We start from the raw sequence: 19,703 nt of genomic DNA on the forward strand, positions 1-19,703 counted from the left end.
GCCTCGCAGTCATTGTAGCCAGCGCCGCGCTGACCCTGCCCCAATTGGCCGCCGCACAGACCGCACCCGCCATTCCGCCAATGCTCGTCACTCCGGACACGCGCATCGGCAAGCTCAATTTCAAGGACGGCGCGCCCAGCGCGGAAACCGCCGAGAAGATTTACGATACGCTGGACTTCACCCGCGGTCTTGCGCGTTCCTGAACAGCTACGGGGGTTCATCCGCGTATGCGATCCGTCAGGGCCTTCTCGGCATCGGGGCCGAGGACAATACTGTCACCATCTACCCCGAACTGATTGGATGCGAAGTCGCTGTTTCTCACCGCGAATGCCGACACTATTTATTATTTCAGCATTGTGGATCTGACGAAGGGGTCCCGTCGTGGTCGAACAGCCGCCGAAGGGGCTCGGGACGATCAACGACATGTGGTTTGGATGGCTCATCGACGTCGGTTTCCCGGCCCGGACCGCGGCGAAGCTCGCGAAGAGGCCCGCAGTCCGTAGCCTAGGCGACCGCAAGGTCGCGGCTTCTCGCGGTACCGCGAGTGCGGGAACCACAGAATGGACGGCCAACAGAGAGACGCCTCGCGACACTGGTGAATCATGAATGCAATCGCGTTATCGGGCATCACGTTTGTATGCATCTCAGGCGGCGCCCTGCTGGGTATGTTCCTTCCTGGGCATCACCTGAGCCCTGATGACAAGGATGTGGTCAGGCTGGGCACGGGCCTCATCGGGACGATAGCCGCGCTTGTCCTCGGCCTGCTGATTGCTTCGGCGAAGGGCTCCTACGACACGCAGAGCACTCAAGTCACGCATATGACGAGTAATGTTGTCGTGCTCGACAATCTGCTGGCGGAGTACGGACCGGAGACGAATGTCGTACGCGATCTGTTACGGCGCAGCGTCGTTGTTTTAGCCGATCGAATGTGGCGCGAGAAACGTGCCGAGGTCGCCCAGGCGGCACCCTTCGAGGCGAGCGCCGCAAGCGACGCATTCTTCACGAAGCTTCAGCAGCTTTCGCCGCAGAACGATGCCCAGCGCTCCCTGCAAGCCAGGGCCGTACAGATCGCCACCGACCTTGCGCAAACCCGTCTGCTGCTGTTCGCACAGACGAACAACTCGATCCCGATGCCGTTCATGGTGGTGCTGATTTTCTGGCTCACTATCATCTTTGGAAGCTTCGGCCTGTTTGCCAAACCCAGCGCAACCGTTTTCAGCGCGCTGTTCGTTTTTGCACTGTCGGCCGCGGGGGCGATCTACCTGGTCTTGGAGCTTGGTCAGCCATTTGCGGGTTTGATGCAAATTTCCAACGCGCCACTGCGCAACGCTCTCACGCCGCTCAGTCCCTGAGTGGGCGGAGCAGACATGCTCTGCCTCTTCGTTACAGCCGGCTAGGTTCGGACATCAGCAAAACGCGCATCTTGATCAACTCAAACGGCCGCTGCAGCAGATCCCGACCGACCACCATTGCAGTCGAGCCTGCTCCAACCGCAAAGCCGATCATGCGAATAGCGATATCCGTGGTGTAGCGTCTGTTGCTCTTTGGTCGCAGTTTTCACCTTTTTTCTGGCAAATCAATCCTGAGCGAATTTTGCATACTGAGTCCTGCTTGCTCCGGGGATACAGTGTCGCCGAGTTGTATTCGGAGGCGACACACCTTACGGAGAATGATTATGACACCGGCAATTGCACTGGCCAGGGCGGAAAGCGGGCGGCCAATCTCAGCACATAGACGCAGACTTGCCGTTGCAGCAATCGTGGCGCCCGCGATGATGCTTTTTTCCCAATCTGCTTTCGCCGATGAAAACGGCATCAGTTTCTGGATCCCCGGCCTCTTCGGAAGCCTCGCGGCCACGCCGCAGCAGCCGGGTTGGTCCCTGGCGAATATCTACTACCACACCTCCGTATCCGCCGGCGCCGACGTCGCGCGGGCGCGTGAATTCACGCTCGGCAGGGTTCCGGCCAACCTTACCGTGAACGCAAATCTCAATCTGAATGTCAACTCCACCGGCGATCTTGGCCTTGTGCTTCCGAGCTATGTATTTGCGACGCCGGTGCTCGGCGGCCAGGCGTCAGTGTCCCTCCTGGCAGCCTATGGCGTCGTCGGCACCAGCCTGGCAGGGACCTTGTCCGGCGTGCTCACGACGCCGTTCGGCAATGTTCCCTTCGCGCGGTCCGACACCATCAGCGACACGACGTGGGGCTTTGGAGATCTGGCGCCGCAGTTCGCGTTGCGCTGGAACGCCGGCGTCCACAACTACATGACGTATATCACGGGTGACATCCCGGTTGGCGCTTACCAATCCGATCGATTGTCGAACCTCGGCATCGGACACGGCGCGATCGACGCCGGCGGCGGCTACACCTATTTCAATCCGCAGACCGGTCACGAATTCTCCGGCGTGCTCGGCTTCACCTATAATTTCAAAAACACTGCCACGCAGTATCAAAGCGGCGTCGACATGCACTTCGACTGGGGTGCATCGCAGTTCTTGTCGAAGCAGGTCATGGTCGGCCTCGTGGGCTATGTCTACAAAGGGCTGGGCTGCGACAGCGGTACAGGGGACCGCGTCGGTTGCTTCCAGTCCCAGGTAGCTGGCGTCGGTCCCCAGATCGGGTTCCTTTTTCCGGTCGGCGACATGCAGGGTTATCTCAATTTTAAGGCTTACGGAGAGTTCGCTGCGGAAAACCGGCCAGCGGGCTGGAATACTTGGGTCACCTTCTCAATCTCGCCGCCCGCGCCCGGAACGCCTCCGACGACAAAGCCCATCGTCAGAAAATACTAGGAATAAGCAAGCTGCGGCTTTCGGTTGTTTAGAAAGCCGATCCTGCGCCGCTGTCTAATGTCTGCAATTGACCCTGGCGAAGTGGCGGCATCCCTCCACGAGGTCCGCTCATCGAGGCATGGCGGACCAGATTTTCTCACGTTGTCGCGTTTTGACCCAACTGTATGGTCTGGCCGCGCGGTGCAAGAGGTTTCGTCGACCTGGTTGACGCGGTCTTGCAATACTGTATCCGGCCTCTGATTAGAGCGTGTGCTCCGGGCCACCATGGATATCAGCGCGCATGCGACCTGATTCTCGGATAGGCCTCGAACGGGCTAGTTGGGTCACCAGTGTTCGCAAGCGCCGGGAAGACCGATCCTCCATCTCTACTCATCCTCTCGCAGACCTTGGCGGGTAAAAGCTGTTGGCTAAATCATCAATAGCTCCTCCTGTTATGCTGTTCCTTTGTTTGCGCCGAGGACCGTTCCTTCGTCCCGGCCTGCGCGTGGCTTCGCGTCGCGCACAGGGGTCGTCAAGGTTGGCCGTCGCGCTTGTCTTGCCTCTCTTGTCCTGCTGCCAGGCCACGCCTTGACGGGCCCGAGCACGACGTCGAGGATCACGCTGGACGGGACGCCATCGCGTCGGTCTTGATGCACGCGAAGGCGCGTCCCTTGTTGAGAACCGCCCAGGCGATGCGGGCGAGTTTGTTGGCCAGCGCAATGGCGAGCACGTTGTGGTGGAGTCGTCTCTTCGCCGCCTCGATCGAAGACTTGAGCCCATAGCGTTCCCAATGCTCCGGCCCGAGCTTGACCAGCACGACCCAGGCTGCCTGAACGAAGAGGACGCGCAGATAGCGATTGCCGCGCTTTGATATGCTGCCGAGGATCGTGCGGTCTCCCGTCGAGATCTGTTTCGGGACCAGCCCGAGCCAGGCGCCGAAGTCGCGGCCCTTGGAGAACACATCGCCGGTGCCGATCGCGGCCACCATCGCACTCGAGATGATCGGGCCAATGCCGGGCACCGTCATTAGGCGCTCGCAGTGCTGATCTTGATGGGCAAGCATTTCAATCTCGCTGGTGAGGCCCTCGATGCGCGTATCGAGGCAACGCCAGTCTCCTGACAGGTCTTCGAGGATGCGCACCATGCGATGGGAGATGACATCGGTGCGCGACGCCAGGATGCCCGGAAGCTCAATGCGCAGGAAACGCAGTCCCTGCCGTACGGCAATGCCGCGCTCCGGCAGAAAGGCCCGGATCTGATTAATGATGCCGGTCCGTTGACTGACCAACCGTTCACGCACGCGGTGCAGCGCCTGCAGGTCGAGCTGGTCGGAGGTCTTGGTCGCCACGAACTTCATGGTTGGGCGCTGCACGGCCTCGGCGATCGCTTCAGCATCGCGATAGTCATTCTTGTCACCTTTGCTATACGGCCGCACGTATTTCGCCGGCATCAGCCGGGCGTCGTGACCAAGCGCCTGAAGTTTGCGACTGAGATGATGCGCCCCGGTGCAGGCCTCCATGCCGATGAGGCACGGCGGCAGGTTGGCAAGCCGCGCTTCCACCTGGCCACGCGACCACTTCTGGCGCAGTACTAGGGCTCCACGCCGATCTTGGCCGACAATGTGGAACGAATTCTTGCCGATATCGATGCCGATCGCGGCGATCTTGCCGTTGAGTGTCTGGGACATGGCATACTCCCTTGTCTTCGGTGCCCTTACCAGTTTGGCTCGCTGGCAGGGCTGGAGCACGGCCGGACCATCCCATCCTCGGACGTTGAACTTGTCTCCGATTTAACTGCGCAGTTGGGAAATGCCGCACCGGTGCGTTTGCGCCGGCGCGGTACAAGTTTAGCTCGCTTTTTGCACCGCCGGGGGCTTCCACGAGCCGTTCAGGATCGAAGGCGACTCATCCTTCGGCCAGTACATTCTCAGCATAGGAATGAACTCGCCCTTCGGAGCCGGAAGCCAGTTCGCCTCCTTGTCCTTACCCGGCGATTCATTCTGGAGGTAAAGCGTCAGCGAACCATCGGCATTGAACTTTGGATTGTCGCGCAGGCTGACGGTAAATTTGTTCAGCGGGTTGGGAACGAACCACCAGCCCTGGTCGATCATGTACATGGTGATCGACCAGAAGCCGTTGACCGGCGGCGTCGCGTCCTTGGCGAAGGTCAAGGTGTACTTGTTTGCGCCCGTCAGCTTCTGTCCCGTCGAATCGGTCTCCGTATAGGGATAGACCGCATCCCGCTGCTGGTTGGCGGGCCAACCGAATGCCGCCACCACAGCGCGCATCATGTAGCTGTCGGGGCCGTAGGTACCTAGTCCCTTTGTCACCACCCAGCCGTCGATGATCCCGCCCAAGGCTGCCTTGTTGTCTTCAATCTTCTTCAGGGCTGATTGCGGAATGTCCCTCAATGCAGCCTGCACAGCGGGCTCGAGTTTGCTCATCTCAAACGGCTTGCCGGGTACGATACCGATCTTCGCCATGCTCGCGAGGATGGGGCCATCTCCCGCCGCTGGCGGTGCATCCCGACCCATTAGCTTCGCCAAGAGATTGAAATATCCCTCCGTTCCCATAGCTATGATGACCGGTTGCGGCTTATCGGTCATGCTGAAGCCGGGATTCGGATTCACCGGCGGCGCGACAGGTGTATACGACTTGCCCCATGAGGAAAGCGGCGTGATCTTGTACTGTGCCTGCAACTCGTTAACTGCCTTGTAATCCTGTTCGGTGCCATCGGCATAAGTTCGGCCCAGAATGACCATGTAGCGCGTCGCCATGGGGAACTGCTTCATGCCTGCCGGTACCTCGCCCTTCCAGCCAGGGCCGGTGAACAGGTAGTTGGCGGCCTTGCCGTCAGCCGTGCGTCTGCTCGGCGATGACTCGGAGTCCGACATCCAAAGGTCGGTCACCTCGAACAAATAGAAACGATTGCCCATATCTGGGTGACTGAACACCTGCGGTTCAGTGAGGTCGAGCCAACCCAGAGAATAAAGTGTGTCCGCATTTGGCGCCGAAACGCCACGATAATCCGCCGGCGGATATCGCGGAATGTTGATGAACTGTCCGGTCGGCGCCGTAAGCCCTTCAACCTTTGGCACATTGCTCATCTGAACCCGGGTGACTTCGGTCGTGATGAGCGAATAGCCGTAGATATAGGCGTCCTCAGCGATTTGCCGCGCTTCCTCAGGAGTGACTGCTTGTGCGTTTGCAGGCAGGGGCATTCCGTTGAGGACTGTGAATGCCAAGCTGGCCGCAGCCGCGCCGTTTACGAATGATCGTCGGGTCGATTTCATGGCGAACTCCTCACTTTGGTTCAAAGGGGAGACAAGCGCTCGTCGAACCTAAGGAAAATTCAGCGGCTCAACACGACGCCCAGTTGACCTTAATCTTTGAAGCATACCATTAATTGCACTCTAAAGCCAAGCGTGCCATGACCGCTGTTGGCCCAAATGCGAAGTGCCGACCGCATCGAGCAGCGTCTGGTTTGGAGGATAAGGGAAAACATCTGCTCGCGCAGAGTATTTTCGCATCTTGACCCGGAGCCGCCATTAGAACGTTCGGACGGGACGCCTCCATTCCTCGTCTGAAGTTCTTAGAATTCAGTAACCCAATTCCGGATCAGCTGCGGCCAAGTCTGCATCGGTCGGTTATGTTCACGGTATGAATCACAGCGTCATTTTGCCCACGATTGCATTTGCTGGTGAGAACCGCGAATTTGAAGATCGCGCTGATTATAGCGTTCGTCCTCGCTGTAGCGACGGGCCTGCGGTTCACTTCACGTATGAGAAAGAGGGCGCGGGAATCCGGCTTTTCTGATTTGGACCCTAGGTCAGTCATAGCGGCACTCAGGTTGTCCGAGATTTTGGCCTTCGCTTGCTGTTGGATCGTGGGCGCAGGCGCGCTTCTATGGTTGAAGAACCTCCAATAGCTCACACGGCCTACTGCGTCGCCCGTTCGGTGATTTCAGGAAGTGGCGAATTGTGTTGCAAAAGTCAAAAGTTGCAGGGCTCAAGATTTTTCGCGAAACCACTACGCAGTGAGCGACCGCTGATTCGTATAACCTCAATCGCGTTACCGAAGTCGCCTGTGAATTTTGCGTGAGGCCGTGAGGTCCCTCGCATCTTGTACGCGAAAGTCGCGCCCACGGCCCGCAGAATTTTGGTCATCGGCGAAAATCGACTTTTGCAACATATCGGCCCAACTCGGACCTAGCGTGAGATGCGTCAACGGGCCGCTATCAGAGATAGAGCGGACCTCAGCGCTATTGTTCTTGGGGTCGCTACATCAACCTCTTTCCGGCAGGCATTCCTTTCAGGTGTTGCCGACCGATTCCGGCAGGGCGCGGACCTCCGCGACGGCTTCGTCTGGAGAGATGCCGTCCGGCGGCTCCTGTCTGGCGATATCCACCGCATGCTCGCGAGTATACGGATCGGCGCGGTCCTTCGCCCAGCCGTGCTCCTCGCATTCGTGGATGGCGCCGGCCTCCTGCGGTACGGCGAGCGCCCAGCCTCGCATCGTCGGATCGCTGGGCGTCTCTGTTTCGTCATCAGCATTTGTCGCTCCTGCCAAGACGAATTCTTTCGCCCGCCGCTCGTTCCGGCGGTTAGCACGGGATAGTGATTCGGAATCGGCAGAGCCGTGGCTTGTCCGCCTGTTCCACCTTCCTCTGCATAAAAATATGCCGCCAGCCGTGGATATTCTTCTACATCCGGTGCGGCACGAGTTGCAGCAGACTCTTCTCAGGGGGGCGATTTGCTTGGGCGTTTGGTGCAGCGGAGCCGGTCTCGCGGGAGGCCGCGTCGCTCGCGAGCATCACTGCCAGTGACACCAGGACGGCAAAATCTAAGCAGTTAAGCGCCAGCTCCAAAAGCTACGAAGCTATCCCGGCTTCGATGACCGATTGCCAAAGCGTGCCGCACAGGGTTGAACTGCGGCGGCAGTCCTGCTCGGCATTGATTTTATTGTGTTTTCGGCCCGGCGATCTTTTTTTGTGTGGCACTCTTGTGGGGCGCCATCAAACAACGTCTACCACATTCGGCGGTAGGTCGCCACGTAGCATGCGCGAAGGCGACAGATCATTCGGCGACCGTCTCTTCAGGCCACTTCGCGACAATGGCGTCCAGCAGTGCCCCATAGACCCCAACCGTTCCATGGCAGGTCAGGACGTGCCCGCCGCCTTCCTTCTTGGTCTGGTAGTACGGCATGCCCCAGAGCCGAACGCCGGCGATATCCGGTTTCTCGCTGTCGATCTTCAGATAGATCCTCCACACCGCCCCACCGCTGGTGCCTCCGTAATCTCCAGGCAGCGTGAAGTCCGGATAGTCGGTCGGCGCGAAGTCGAATAGGTCGTAACCGCCGACGATACGCTCGTTCGAAACCGCGCCGTTCGAGAACAGCGCCTCGAACCCCTTCCTCCGTTCGCGAGGCCGCTCGGCCGGCAGCGCCTTGGTGCGCTCGTCGATCATGCCAACGACCGCGTCCGTGAAATCGGGCGATGGCGGGGATCCGGACGTATCGGTGCGATGCTTCAGAAGATTGTAGAACGAACCGAGCGCCTTGAACCAGCCGATGGTATCGGCGGCGAGCCGCAGGAAGCCGAGATCGGGACCGTCCAGCCCGTAAGCATCGCCTCGCAGCACGATCTTGGTTGTGTTCGCCATCTCGATGGTGCGCTTGCGATAGTGAATGGTTTGACCGCGGTACTCGACGATCCCGACCTCGCCCTGATCGGGGAGGTTGGTAAGGACGTGCGCGGCCGTCAGAACCCCGAGCACCTTGCCGACCGAGACGAGCGTTCCGGAGCCCGCGCCGATCGCGTCTTCAACGCGGTCGCGGACCTCGAGCTTGGCGAATCCAATTGTGTAGGCCGCCATGGCGTCGCTAACAGCGGCGGTGGGGATAGTTATCGTGCGGGCCATCTCGCTTCTCCTTCGTCGTCCCTAGCGATTCCACCAGCGACCTGGCGCAATCTTGACGACGTGTGATGTCTCCGCTTGGACCCGCCCGTCCTTCATGATGCGGCAGATCATGCGGTGGGAGCCCTTGAAGGCCGTGCTTGTCCACTTCTCGAAGCTCTCGGACGGCGGCGTCTCCCAGGTCAGTTGCTTGTGTTCGGCCGCTTCGTCGCCATGGTTGTCGACGTGCCAGACGATCTTATAGGGGGCGGGCACGTTGGTGGACTCTACGGTGAATCTTAGAGCGACGTTCTTGGGCAGCACTGACGAGCCGCTTTCGTACCGCTTGTAGGTTTTGCCTCCCTCCGTCCTCGCGAGATCGCATCGAATCTTGACGAAGTAGGGGGTCGGCAGGGAGGCGCTCGCGAGCGCTTCGTCCATAGCGACCTTGGCCACTTCCTTATCGCCCCAGAAGCCGTGGACGAAGACCCAGTCCCAAGCGCTGCGGCCCCTGGTCCTGTCGCAATCTCTTTCGAAAAGTGCGGCGAGCTTCCCGACGGCCATGTCCAGTTGGTCCTTGAACCTCTTCACCTGGTTGGCGATCTCGGAGTTGGCCGTAAACTCGGAGCGGTCGGCCGGATTATAGACCCTCGTGTCGGCGGCGAGGCGGTTTCGGAGCGCGACGATCGTGTCGTACAGCGCAACGTCATCCCGGTCGAAGCTGGGCCTGTAGCACTCGAAGACGAGAGTGGAGACGATCAGGCCGCCGGGAAGGCTCCACGACGGCCGCGACCGCGTGAACCATTTCAGGAAGCGCACGACGCGCCGAAGCTGTCCTTCCGGCACCTTCGTCAAAAGGCCGCCGGCCGGGCTTTTCGTGCTCACGGCGTTCTGAAACCACTTGTTGATTTCCTGCGGATCGCGCTCCTTCCACTCGATGCTGGCATGTTCGATCCTTTGCCTTCCAAAGTCATCGGCGTAGGTCCGGTAGACGGCGAAGTCGATGTGATAGCCCTCGGCGTACCACACGGTGACGGCGTTGGTGCGCGCCGTCGGCTCCTGCGTGAAGTTGGTGCATCGCTTGCAGAGCGCGTCGGCGACACGCTGGCGGGCGGCTCGGGGATCTTCCGGTAGCGCCGAGCGTTCGAACAGCAGCGCAACGTCAATGTCATAGTCGTTATCGTCGCGCGGATCCTGATTGAGGGTGTGCATCGCGTAGCCACCCTGGTTCTGCCAATCGTACGGATGGGGGCGCGGGCGTTTCGACTCCTCCGCCAGGTCGTCGAGGCCGTTCTTCAGCCGGACGATGTTGAGATCGCGGTGATCGGCGAGCTTCTTTCGCCGATCGACGCCGAGCCGGACGTGCTTGTCGTAGAAGATCTGGAGATCGGCGGTCAGGTCGAACATGGTCATTTGTACACTGCCACCATGTCTTCCGGCCTTCCTTCCCTCGTTACTTCGACGCTCCAGGCGTAGGCGGGCTTCGTGTTGGCGGTGTAGTTGTAGACGACCACCGGGTTGTGAATGGTCCTGCTGATGCGACGACCGAGGCTGAATCCAAGTCCGACGGGGCCGGCGTAAAAGACGTGAACGACGAGGTTGCTAGGAAGCTCGCCATGTATCTCGTCGAGGACGCTGCGGAACGCAGAGCTGATCTGGTCGACCTGGCCATAGTAAGTGATCTTGTCGATGCCCGGCTTGCCGATCGAAATAGAATAGTCGCGGTATGGGCCAGCGACGACCTCGGCGACGTCGTCGGGGCGCACCGCGTAGCTCACCTCGATGCGGATCACGCAAGCGATTGGATGGGGAGGATCGGTTGTTCTTGCCGTCTTCACCGCGAGGTCCGGCCCGCCTCCTGCCTGGAGTTCGCGCCAAGTGCTCGTTTCACGGTGAAGGTCGAAGAGCGCGACCTGTGGAAAGGACGACACGCCGCATCCGGCCAGCAACTGCAAGGGAATGTGCACGATGCCGTAGTAACCGAGGGCCGCCGAGGAATCGGCCTTCAGAATGCCAGCGATCTCAGTGATCATCCGTTGCTGCTGCCTCACGGCTCCGATGGGATCGAAGGCGCCAAGGCTGAGAAAGTTGGACTGGTCGCAGTCGTAACTGACGATCCTTCGACCTCGCATCTTGCGCGGCAGGGCGTCCGGAGGGAGAGGCGCGGTGAGCGGCTGAAAGGACTGATGTCGGATAGCGACGAATTGCCCGGCGGGCTTGCCGGTCGACGTCAGGTGTCCAGCCAGGAAAACGGCGACCGCGAGGAACACGCAGCCAGCGCCGGCCCACCACGGAGCGTCGAGAGAGAGTCCTAGACCGTATGTCTTGTTCACATACCCGAGCGCGGCGTCCTTCCATCCCGGCGAGAGGAGGGTAACTCCCACCAGGACAAGCGGTAGCGCGATCTTGCCGTGCAGCGGCATGCCTTCGTCGCCGGCGAACAGGCTAGTGAGAAATCTCCGAAGACTTTTCATACATGCCGATGTAGGGAACCCACGCGCGATCAACCATAGTTTGGGCTCGCGAATCAGCGCAACTTCAGGAAGATTTTTTGGTGGACAACGGACGACGTCTCGTCTCTGTCGGCGGTCCTTGCCTGATTCGGCTCTGAGGAGAGCTACGCCCGTGCCGAGAGCCGCGTGACGGCGGTCGAACCCAGGCACGCCGGTGAGAGCGGGAGAGCGGCGGTTACTATCGAAGCCGGGCCAGCGCTTCTTTCAGAAAGGCGCCTGTGATTCTGTCCTGTTGCGCTCGCGCCGTCAGCCGGGCAGCTTCGTTCACCACCCAAGCTGCGTCGCTCATGGGACGGCCCGCCAACGACCGGCTTGCCAGCGACAGATCCAGCACGTCGTGGGGCCGATCCTTCAGCATACCGCCCAGGGCGAGTTCGACTTCTTCCTCGATCGGGTAGTCGACGAGCACCGAGTGGTCGAACCGTCCGGTTCTCAAGACCGCGGGATCGAGCGCTTCCTTCCTGTTCGTCGTCGCCAGCACCAGCACGCCGTTCTTGGCCGCAGCCTCGATCATCCTGAGGATCTCGGTCAGTTCTTCGACCTTGTGATCTTGCGACATTGGTCCTCGTGCCGACGCTACGGCATCGATCTCCTCCAGAACGAGCAGCGATGGAGCGCTGCGTTTGGCCTGCTCGAAGGCCTGCCGCATGGCGACGGTGGTCTGATGGATGAAGGGGCTTCCCACCTCTCCGAGATCCAGCCTGAAGGTTGGTCGGCGCAGCGCGGCGATCAGCGTATCCACCGCGTGGGTCTTGCCCGATCCGGGCGGTCCGTAGAGCAGAATTCCGTTCGGCAACTGCACCCTCAGCGCCTGATACCTTTCGGGATCGGCGTTCGGCTCGATGACGTACTCACGAAAGAAGGCTTCGAGAGCCGGGCGACCGGGCAGAGCGAAGGCCTCCGGCGCGACCGGCTCCGCGAGTTCGGAGACACCGAGCGCCGACAGGAAGAACGTGATGTCGTCGACCGAGACCCAGGGATTGGCGGCACGCACCGATCCGACGTCCAAGGCGGATGTCTGCGAAGCCGTAAGTATCTGCGCGGCGATCTGCCTCATGTCTTCCGGCTCCGCGGCGTCCTTCACCGGCAGGCACGCTTCCAGCGCGGGCAGAAACAGGGCGTTCGACACTTCGGCCCGCGGAGCGCGCCGGCGCATGTCTGCGATCGCCCCTCCGATGGCTCTGATGTCGCTGGTCGTGGGCAGCCCGAAGCGCTTCGGCCAGTGCAGCAACGGCACGGGCTCGGAGGACTTCGCGACCTGCATCGTGAGGAAACGGCGGCCGCCGAACTCGAACGCGGCGAACAGCGAAGCACCGTCGATCCGAGCCGCGTCATCCGCAGCGGACTGCCTGCCGGCGAGAACGAGGATGAGGGCGTCGCCTGCCTGCTCCTGCAGCACCTGATAACCCGGCCCTTCCGCACGCAACCTGCCGACGGTGCCGACTACAAGCTTGTGACCGATCGGAAACCAAGGAAAGCCGGACATGCTACTTCATGAGGCCGGCCAGAGCCGCGCTGGCCGCGTTCTTGGCGGTGGTAGGTATCTGGTTCTCGAGGATTCGTCCGATGGTCCGGCGCAATCCTTCCAGATCGTTTCGGTCGATGCAGGCCTGTCCCTCGGCGACCAGCCTGTCGTGCATCGCTTTGTCGATGGCCAAGTGGCGCTCGCGTGAGAAGGCGAGGAACAAGTCGACCTGAAAGCCAGGATGTTCCTTGGCGCCATTGATGAAGATCGCGAACATTTCGGAGTGAGATTTTCGCGCGTCGTCGGGCCGACCATGGCGGAGAGCCTCCCGAACCTGCGCGAGCAGCGCGTCGAACCGATCGTTCGTGGATTTGGGCGCGTGGGGCCGGACGATGGAATTGTAGTCCTGGACCAGACGATCCGTCTCTTCCGTCAGAACGGCGCCCACGTTTTCGGGACGATTCTTGATGCGAGAGATTTCCTGTCTGATGGCGCGACCCTCCTCAGCGATCGACCGGCGCGTATCCGCCTCGAAAGATGTCCTGAGGTTCTCACGTTGTTCCTCCAGCCGCCGGTTCAGTTCTTCCGTCTCGGCGCTGCGTTTCGCGCCGAGAGCGCGCTCGAGTTCCTCGAGTTCGGTCGCGGTCGTGTCGAGGACGGAGTTGGCGAGTTCCTCGCCTTCCTGCCCTTCGAAGCTCTTTCTGGCGCCGTGATCGGTGAACATCTTGCCGGTGTCGAAGCGGCGGCCGATCGAGGGTACTTCGAGCGCGCAGTTCAGGAGACCGTTCTCGTCGAGATTCCAGTGCACGCGGACCACGTCGCCTCGACGGATTATATCGCCAACCTCCAGCTGGGAGCCGTCGACGCGGAAGCTTCCGACATGGAGATTGAGCGCCGGATCGGTCACGCCCGCTTCCATCTGGTAGACCTCGAAGTCGAGCCCCGCCTTCTCTCCGCCCTTCAGATCGTTCGCGGCACGGTACGTCTCGGTGCCGCTCGCCGGAATCGATTGTCCCTTCGCCACCAGTTCGTGGAGCGTATTCTTGGGGATGCCGCCCTCGTCGACCACCACCTTGACGGCGATGGTGTGAGTGATCGGCGTGCCCGAAGACGATGCGTCCGTACGCTTCACCACGAGCCTGGTTTCGGCCTCCTGAACAGGGTTTCCGGATTGGTCGAAGACCATCACCCGGAACTGGTTGTCGCCCCTGCGCGAGACGGGCACGTCGTTGACGGAGGTTGTGCCGTCGAGAGGCAGCTGCCCGCTGGTCCACCCCATGTCGCTGTCGATTTGGAGGCGATAGCCTTTGCCTTGCGCTTCCGCCTGCGGCCTGACCCGTATCCTGATCCGCGCATCCGAAGTACGCTCGGGATACCCGTATTCGATCTTGACGGCCCCGCCCGCCTTGGCCGTCGCCCTCGTCGGTTTGGCGGTCACCGCTTCGCCGGACCAGTCGCGGCTCTCGGCGAAGATCGCGGCACCAAACGCGACCGCGGTCATCGGATCGGAATCGAGGTCTCCGGCGATCCCCAGCTGTTCCGGCACGCGCGAACGTACGATCGGCATGCGGGTCGGACCACCGATGAACACGACGCGATCGATGTCGCCGCTCTGGTAGCCGTTCTCCTTGAGCAGCTTCCGGCACGCATCGATCGACCGGTCGACCTGATCGGAGACCAGATTCTCAAGCTGCCGTCTGTCGAACGGAATGTCGAGATAGATTTCTTTCCCAGCCAGGTCGCGGGACGAAAGTTGGCTTTCGTCGGCGGAAATGCGCGTGGAGGGCTGCGCCGACAAGTCGATCTTGGCCTTCTCCGAATAAAAGGCCGCGATCCTGAGCACGCGCTGATAGGTTGGATCCTTCTGCAGGTCGTCCGGAAGATCGAACTGGTCCATGAGCCAAGGCCGGACGATCTCGTTCACGACGCGCCGGTCGAAATCGGTGCCGCCGAGCATGTTGATGCCGCCGTGACCTACGACGTTGATCGTACCGCCGACGCTCTGCACGATGGCGACGTCGAAGGTACCTCCTCCCAGATCGTAGACGAGGAATTGACCATCCTTCAGCGCCGCGTTGCGTCGTTGACGATCGGCGATCGACGCCATCGCGGCCGCGATCGGTTCCTGGACCAGGCCGACGCGGCCGATGCCGGCGGTCTGCGCCGCCCTCATGGTCGCTTCGCACTGCATCTGATTAAACGCCGCTGGGATCGTGATGACGGTGCCCTCCAGGTCGAACTGACCTGCCGCCAGCTTGGCCTGCGCCAGGAGCGTCTTGAGCACTTCGGCGCTTGCCTCCTCGGCGCTCATCGACCGGTCGGCGCTCTTGAATTCGATGGGGCTCGACGTGCCCATGAGACGCTTGAACTTCTTGCCGACATTTTCCGGCGAGAAGGCATCCTGCTCGTAGGCGCGCTTTCCGACGAACATTCCGCCCCGGCGGTCGATCATGATCGCGCTCGGAAGCACGTCCGATCCGTCCACCGTCTTGTAGAGGCGCAATTCCCGACCGTCGTTGCCGACGATGGCCGAATTGGACGTTCCCAAATCGATGCCAAGATACATGCTCACTCCTTGCTCGCCAGATAGACCTTGCCCATCAGAACGGGACGCATGTCCGCGATGACGGCGGGCTCGATGGTACGGGCGACAACGACGTCGGTGCGCCCCTGAAACTCGTCCCCGTTGACCGGGGATACCGGCAGGTTGACTTCGAAGTCTACCCCATCGAACGACTGAACCGACATCTTCCGATCTCGGAGAAGCTCGTCGAGGCGGTCGGCCGCGAAGCGCCCCTGCGAGGCATATCTCTCGCGCCGGTCCTCGGGAACGCTGTCCAGCGCCCGCTCCAGTACGCGCAGCAGCTTCCAATACTCGACCGCGAGCCGCGCTATCGTGTCTTCGCCGTCCGCCATGATCGTCCCCCGTTCGCGCGCATTACTTTCCTGCCCGCTCATCGCCGCGTCGCCGGCGGACCGGATGGTCGCCACGACGCCGCGAGAGCGCGTCCCTCGGATTCCAGCGTGTACCGCTTCCCGATCAGCTCGGTGTCGACGGCATCCTTGTCGCTCTGCCGATAGCGATAGTCACTGCAGCGCGAATTGTAGTCGTCGACCGCCGCGCTGAAGCGCTGGCCCTGCACGCCGGCTTGAATCAGGGGACGGGCTGCCTCGATCCGGACGCGCTGGAATGCGCAATAGCGGATGTTCGCCCGGGTCAACGCCAGACCGGTGCCGACCGTCGGCATCGTCTCGCTGGTATCGAAGCTTTCGGTCCTTTGCTGTGGCGGGGCAGTCGTCTGAGACGGTGCCGGCGTTTGCGGCCACGTTTGCGTATTGGAATAGGACGGCGGTGGCCGGTATTGGGTCGTCTGGGATCCCGAGTTGCTTCCCCCATTGGCTAGGATCGCCCAGAGCCCGCCGCCAATGACCACGACACCCCAGAACCACATGACGCGGGTATTGGCTTTGCGTTTGGCGGCCGCAGCATCCCGAATGGTCCGCACGGCGCTCAGGTTTTCTTCGTCGGTTTCCAGCGCGAGGAGCCTTTCCGCGAGTTGCTCCGTCTCCTTCCATTTTTGCGCCTGCAGATTCTTCGTCAGGTCGTTCTCGACGAGGATCTTGCGGGCGGCGCGCTGGTCTTCCCGGAGCATCGCGAGCATGTCCGGCGAGGGCGGCTTATGGATCGCGTGGTCGAGAAGTCCTTGGATGATCCTGTCCGCAGCCTGCGGCGAGGACGAGTCGTTGTTCAGCGAGATGGCGATGGAGCGGACCAGGCGCCATGGCGCATCCGAGAACGGCAATTTGGCGGTCGCATCGACGGCCGCTGCGAACTTGTCGAAGATGGATCTTACGCTACCGACGGACCCGGGACCGAAACCGGCCTTGAGCAATTCGCCTTCGATCGTGCGGTGCGAATTATTAGCCTGCTCGCAGGCCTGCAGCAGCGGCGTGAGCAGCTCGTCGGCCAGCTTGTCGTTGCGGAGTTCGGCGAGTTGTTTCGTGTCTTCGGCCATCTGGTCTGCGGCGCGCGGCAGGTGGCCGAACACACCGGACGCGATGGCAACGACCTTTTCCGCGCCTTCGAATTCGCGTTGATCGTTGGAAAGATCGAGCGCGAGCTGCCGGACGGTCCCGTACATCTCCCGGGTGGCGGCGTCTTCGCGCTGTCGGTAATTTTCGTAGGTCTGAACGGGCCGAACCAGCGCCATCCAGACACGCAGGGCCTTGTCGAGTTTGCGGTACGCGGCATCCGGTTTCGGATTCTTACGGATCTCGTCGCAGACCGCGGCCACGGCTTCCCGGCGCCTGGAGAGCTCGGAAGCCACGGTTTGGCGGAATATCGAGACGTAGACGTCGAGCCTGAAGACCGTGGCGCTGTCCCCGCCGGCGACGATCCTCGAGACAAACAGATCGAAGAGGGCCACCGCCTGGTCGTCGAAGCCGAGGGCTTCGATCACCGCTTTGGTCTGGCGATCGAGCAGCTTGGAGAGGGCCTCGCTCACCGCGTCGCGGTCCACGCGGCCCAAGGCGATTTCCTGCCGCACGTCGTTGATGGCGTCGCAAACCGCGCCCAGCGCTACGGCTGCCTGCGCCTCGATCAGGTCACAGAGGTGAACGAGGCCGAGCGGCCCCGCCGAGCCGTAATGGGCGATGACGTTCGATCTCGGAAGCGAGTGCAGTCGTGTCAGGTGCTCTTTGATCTCGCCGAGCGGCTTCCCACTGCGAATACCGGACAACATCTGCGTCGCCAGGCTCGGATCGACGTCGAGGAAGCCGCCGATTTCGGCTTCGATCCGGAGTCTCGGCGTCAGGAGCGTCTGCTGCGCGCGCATCAGGACGTCCGGCTCGTCCGCCTCGTCCTCGATCGCGTCTTCGTAAGCTTCCTTGACCGCCGCAGGCTCAGCGTCGGGCGGCAGTCCGAGGAGGACGAAGGGATTCTTGAGGAGATTGAAGTCGCCGCCCGCGATCGGCCCGCCGCGACCCTCCGACAGCACGCGGTCGCGATGGGACCTGAACAAGATCGCGTCGCGCGGGGCTAGCCGGATCGCTTCATCAAAGTCGCGGAGCGCGCGGTCACGGTCGCCCTTCTTTTCCCAGACCAGCGCTCTGAGGCCGTACGCGTGACCATCGTCGGGAGCGAGCTTTAGTGCGCGCTCCAAGTCCGCCAGTGCGTCGTCGTATCTCTGACATCGGGCTTTGAGGAGGCCTCGGCGGCGATGGGCCTTGGCGTCATGTGGATTGCGAGAAATAGCAGCTGAAAGCTCGCTGATTTCCGCCTCGAAATCACTTTGGGTCTGCGCATCTGCGCTGCCTGAAGGCATCAGCCCGCTCGGAATACCACTTGCAAGAATTGCTATACTCAAGTGCCGATCAAGCCGTTGCGGCCTTGTCGAGCACCAGCAGATTTATTCTATAGCGCAGCCCTACAGAGCACAAACTTACATCGCCACTTAGTCCTGTGGGTCCTGCATACTGCACGGTCTCGTTGAGTTGAAGCCTGCTGAAGTGAGACGTTGGTCTATGACGGCGAGATTGGGCAAAAGAACTCGGGCTTCATGCACCCGGAAAATATCGGTCTGCTCTCTCGGCAGTCGGCCACACTGTTCAAACATTTGACGTCGTTCTCGTTTTGTGCGACACAGTCCTACATCGTCGATTTTTTGCGCAGAGAAAAACCCCGCCATAGGTGGGGTTTTTTGCGTGATCCCATCCGCGCCTCGGCAATCCAGCCGGGGCGTTTTGTTTTTGGAGGAACTATGACTAACCGCCTTTTCTACGATCCCGATACGGCACGGCCATATGTCGGCTTCAGGTTATCAGCGCACCAACTGGCTGCGCTGGATGAAGCACGCCTGAACCTACGTCAGGGCAGGTCGGAGTTCGTGAGGCAGGCCATCGATGAGCGTCTGCAACGGCTCAAAGCCGCCGCGAAGTAAGCACCGCCATCAAACGAAAGCCCCAGCGCTGGAACGCCGGGGCTGAGAGAAATTGAAAATCTAGCAGAGTTCTTATGTCACGAAACAACGCGAAAATCAAATCTGAAGCGCCTATCCTCACGTCGCCGGAAGGCGTGAAGATACAGATCACTGCCGGTCGCAAGCTGCAAATGATCCGGTCGTTTGCTCATGATCCTGAGATCACAGACGCCCAGTTCCGGGCGCTGGTCTGCATCACAGATCGTCTGAATGAGGGGCGCTCTGGAGATGAGAGTCGGTGGGGAAGCGCCTATCCGAATTACGAAACCCTCGCGAAGGATATCGCGAAGGACGAACGCGCTGCAAAGCGCATCATCAAGGAACTGAAAACTGGCCAGCGTGAAATCCGCTCCAAAAGCGGAGAGAGGAAGCTCGTCCCATGCAAGGCAGTCCTGAACGTCAGGAGCACCAAGAAAGGCAAATCTGACGAGGTCAATGAGTACCGGCTGAAGAACTGGGGAGCGTTCGCTGTCGCGCCTGCCGAGGGTGCGTTCACCGCACCCCCACAATCCAAGGAGGGTGCGGTCACCGGTCAGGAGGGGGGCGGTGACCTGTCAGAAGGGGTGCGGTCACCTATCGATGAGGGTGTGTTCACCGCACCCAACTCTTCTCATGGACCCCGCTCAGAGACCCACCCCAAAGACCCGTCTCAATCTGCGCCCGCCTCCGGCGAGCGTGGGCCGGCTGTTGGTTCGGTTGATGATGATCGTCCGCGAACCGGGCCAGCGGACGACCTGCCGGACGATTGGCCCACGGACTGGCGTGACCAGTTCTGGAACGCCTATCCGGTGCGGAAGAACGTCAAGGCCGCAGAGGCCGCGTTACTTGATGTTGCTAAGGCCGGCGTCAAGTTTGAGTCCGTCCTAGTCGCAACACGGCGATACGACAAAGAACTGCATGATCGGGATCGATGCAAAGACCCGGTCAAGTGGTTGGCCGATGAGCCTTGGAAGGACAACGCCAAGGCGCGAGCGCGGGCCAGCCGCGGCATGCCGTTCCAGATGGCAATCTAGCCTCAGCGTCACGACCGGCAGCAGCACAACGCTGCGCTGCCGGTCCCTTCATCATCCCTCAGCCGGTCTCAGCC

At 61.1% G+C, this 19,703-nt stretch carries 14 protein-coding genes and 1 pseudogene; 5 read left to right on the plus strand and 10 right to left on the minus strand.

Going from position 1 to position 19,703, the window contains the following annotated elements; all coding sequences use genetic code 11:
• Nucleotides 1-44: 44 nt before the first annotated feature.
• From MOV74_RS03370 to MOV74_RS03380, 3 genes are all read left to right on the plus strand, one after another.
• Nucleotides 45-203 (plus strand): hypothetical protein, encoded by a 159-nt coding sequence (locus MOV74_RS03370; RefSeq protein WP_246917913.1) that lies wholly within the window; start codon nucleotides 45-47, stop codon nucleotides 201-203.
• Between the two features lie 399 nt (nucleotides 204-602).
• A complete protein-coding gene (locus tag MOV74_RS03375; protein ID WP_246917914.1) occupies nucleotides 603-1,352 on the plus strand; it encodes a DUF4239 domain-containing protein in 750 nt (249 codons plus the stop codon).
• A 422-nt stretch (nucleotides 1,353-1,774) separates the two neighbouring features.
• Complete coding sequence (locus MOV74_RS03380) at nucleotides 1,775-2,788, plus strand: transporter (RefSeq protein ID WP_246917943.1); 1,014 nt, start codon at nucleotides 1,775-1,777, stop codon at nucleotides 2,786-2,788.
• 595 nt (nucleotides 2,789-3,383) lie between these two features.
• On the opposite strand, the gene MOV74_RS03385 is transcribed toward MOV74_RS03380, so the two are convergent.
• The 10 genes and pseudogenes from MOV74_RS03385 to MOV74_RS03430 all read right to left on the minus strand — a co-directional run bounded on the left by MOV74_RS03385 (nucleotide 3,384) and on the right by MOV74_RS03430 (nucleotide 17,962).
• Nucleotides 3,384-4,454 carry an IS110 family transposase gene (locus MOV74_RS03385; protein WP_246917915.1) on the minus strand — a complete coding sequence of 357 codons (1,071 nt, stop codon included), beginning with the start codon at nucleotides 4,452-4,454 and terminating at the stop codon, nucleotides 3,384-3,386.
• Between the two features lie 159 nt (nucleotides 4,455-4,613).
• Entirely contained in the window at nucleotides 4,614-6,059 is a 1,446-nt protein-coding gene (locus tag MOV74_RS03390) for a DUF1254 domain-containing protein (RefSeq protein WP_246917917.1), read from the minus strand.
• Nucleotides 6,060-7,077: 1,018 nt separating this feature from the next.
• Nucleotides 7,078-7,319 (minus strand): annotated as a pseudogene (locus MOV74_RS03395) (hypothetical protein).
• A 522-nt stretch (nucleotides 7,320-7,841) separates the two neighbouring features.
• Nucleotides 7,842-8,684: a hypothetical protein gene (locus tag MOV74_RS03400; protein WP_246917919.1), complete on the minus strand. Its 843-nt coding sequence runs from the start codon at nucleotides 8,682-8,684 to the stop codon at nucleotides 7,842-7,844.
• A gap of 21 nt (nucleotides 8,685-8,705) precedes the next feature.
• Nucleotides 8,706-10,073 carry a nucleotide-binding domain-containing protein gene (locus MOV74_RS03405; protein WP_246917921.1) on the minus strand — a complete coding sequence of 456 codons (1,368 nt, stop codon included), beginning with the start codon at nucleotides 10,071-10,073 and terminating at the stop codon, nucleotides 8,706-8,708.
• Nucleotides 10,070-11,083: an SAVED domain-containing protein gene (locus MOV74_RS03410; protein WP_246917923.1), complete on the minus strand. Its 1,014-nt coding sequence runs from the start codon at nucleotides 11,081-11,083 to the stop codon at nucleotides 10,070-10,072. The genes MOV74_RS03405 and MOV74_RS03410 overlap by 4 nt, the downstream gene beginning before the upstream one ends.
• Before the next feature lie 268 nt (nucleotides 11,084-11,351).
• Nucleotides 11,352-12,659, minus strand: a complete 1,308-nt coding sequence (locus tag MOV74_RS03415) for an AAA family ATPase (RefSeq protein WP_246917925.1) — start codon at nucleotides 12,657-12,659, stop codon at nucleotides 11,352-11,354.
• Between the two features lies 1 nt (nucleotide 12,660).
• Nucleotides 12,661-15,204: an Hsp70 family protein gene (locus tag MOV74_RS03420; RefSeq protein ID WP_246917947.1), complete on the minus strand. Its 2,544-nt coding sequence runs from the start codon at nucleotides 15,202-15,204 to the stop codon at nucleotides 12,661-12,663.
• A 2-nt stretch (nucleotides 15,205-15,206) separates the two neighbouring features.
• Nucleotides 15,207-15,596: a hypothetical protein gene (locus MOV74_RS03425; protein WP_246917926.1), complete on the minus strand. Its 390-nt coding sequence runs from the start codon at nucleotides 15,594-15,596 to the stop codon at nucleotides 15,207-15,209.
• Nucleotides 15,593-17,962 (minus strand): tetratricopeptide repeat protein, encoded by a 2,370-nt coding sequence (locus MOV74_RS03430; protein ID WP_246917927.1) that lies wholly within the window; start codon nucleotides 17,960-17,962, stop codon nucleotides 15,593-15,595. Before MOV74_RS03430 ends, MOV74_RS03425 begins: the two co-directional genes overlap by 4 nt.
• A 192-nt stretch (nucleotides 17,963-18,154) precedes the next feature.
• Here MOV74_RS03430 and MOV74_RS03435 point away from each other — a divergent pair, with 192 nt between their 5' ends.
• Together MOV74_RS03435 and MOV74_RS03440 are read left to right on the plus strand one after the other, a co-directional pair.
• A complete protein-coding gene (locus MOV74_RS03435; protein ID WP_246917929.1) occupies nucleotides 18,155-18,577 on the plus strand; it encodes a ribbon-helix-helix protein, CopG family in 423 nt (140 codons plus the stop codon).
• A 74-nt stretch (nucleotides 18,578-18,651) separates the two neighbouring features.
• The gene (locus tag MOV74_RS03440) at nucleotides 18,652-19,629 is read left to right on the plus strand and encodes a helix-turn-helix domain-containing protein (RefSeq protein ID WP_246917931.1); all 978 of its coding nucleotides are present in this window, start codon (nucleotides 18,652-18,654) and stop codon (nucleotides 19,627-19,629) included.
• Nucleotides 19,630-19,703: the final 74 nt, after the last annotated feature.

Origin of the sequence: Bradyrhizobium sp. SHOUNA76 (genome assembly GCF_023006445.1) — a bacterium.
GTDB lineage: Bacteria > Pseudomonadota > Alphaproteobacteria > Rhizobiales > Xanthobacteraceae > Bradyrhizobium.

Bases quoted from the DNA above. Each gene is read 5' to 3' on its own strand.
- MOV74_RS03390 (WP_246917917.1), bottom strand. From the start codon at position 6,059: ATGAAATCGACCCGACGATCATTCGTAAACGGCGCGGCTGCGGCCAGC.
- MOV74_RS03415 (WP_246917925.1), bottom strand. From the start codon at position 12,659: ATGTCCGGCTTTCCTTGGTTTCCGATCGGTCACAAGCTTGTAGTCGGC.
- MOV74_RS03420 (WP_246917947.1), bottom strand. From the start codon at position 15,204: ATGTATCTTGGCATCGATTTGGGAACGTCCAATTCGGCCATCGTCGGC.
- MOV74_RS03405 (WP_246917921.1), bottom strand. From the start codon at position 10,073: ATGACCATGTTCGACCTGACCGCCGATCTCCAGATCTTCTACGACAAG.
- MOV74_RS03425 (WP_246917926.1), bottom strand. From the start codon at position 15,596: ATGAGCGGGCAGGAAAGTAATGCGCGCGAACGGGGGACGATCATGGCG.
- MOV74_RS03385 (WP_246917915.1), bottom strand. From the start codon at position 4,454: ATGTCCCAGACACTCAACGGCAAGATCGCCGCGATCGGCATCGATATC.
- MOV74_RS03440 (WP_246917931.1), top strand. From the start codon at position 18,652: ATGTCACGAAACAACGCGAAAATCAAATCTGAAGCGCCTATCCTCACG.
- MOV74_RS03410 (WP_246917923.1), bottom strand. From the start codon at position 11,083: ATGCCGCTGCACGGCAAGATCGCGCTACCGCTTGTCCTGGTGGGAGTT.
- MOV74_RS03430 (WP_246917927.1), bottom strand. From the start codon at position 17,962: ATGCCTTCAGGCAGCGCAGATGCGCAGACCCAAAGTGATTTCGAGGCG.
- MOV74_RS03380 (WP_246917943.1), top strand. From the start codon at position 1,775: ATGCTTTTTTCCCAATCTGCTTTCGCCGATGAAAACGGCATCAGTTTC.
- MOV74_RS03400 (WP_246917919.1), bottom strand. From the start codon at position 8,684: ATGGCCCGCACGATAACTATCCCCACCGCCGCTGTTAGCGACGCCATG.
- MOV74_RS03375 (WP_246917914.1), top strand. From the start codon at position 603: ATGAATGCAATCGCGTTATCGGGCATCACGTTTGTATGCATCTCAGGC.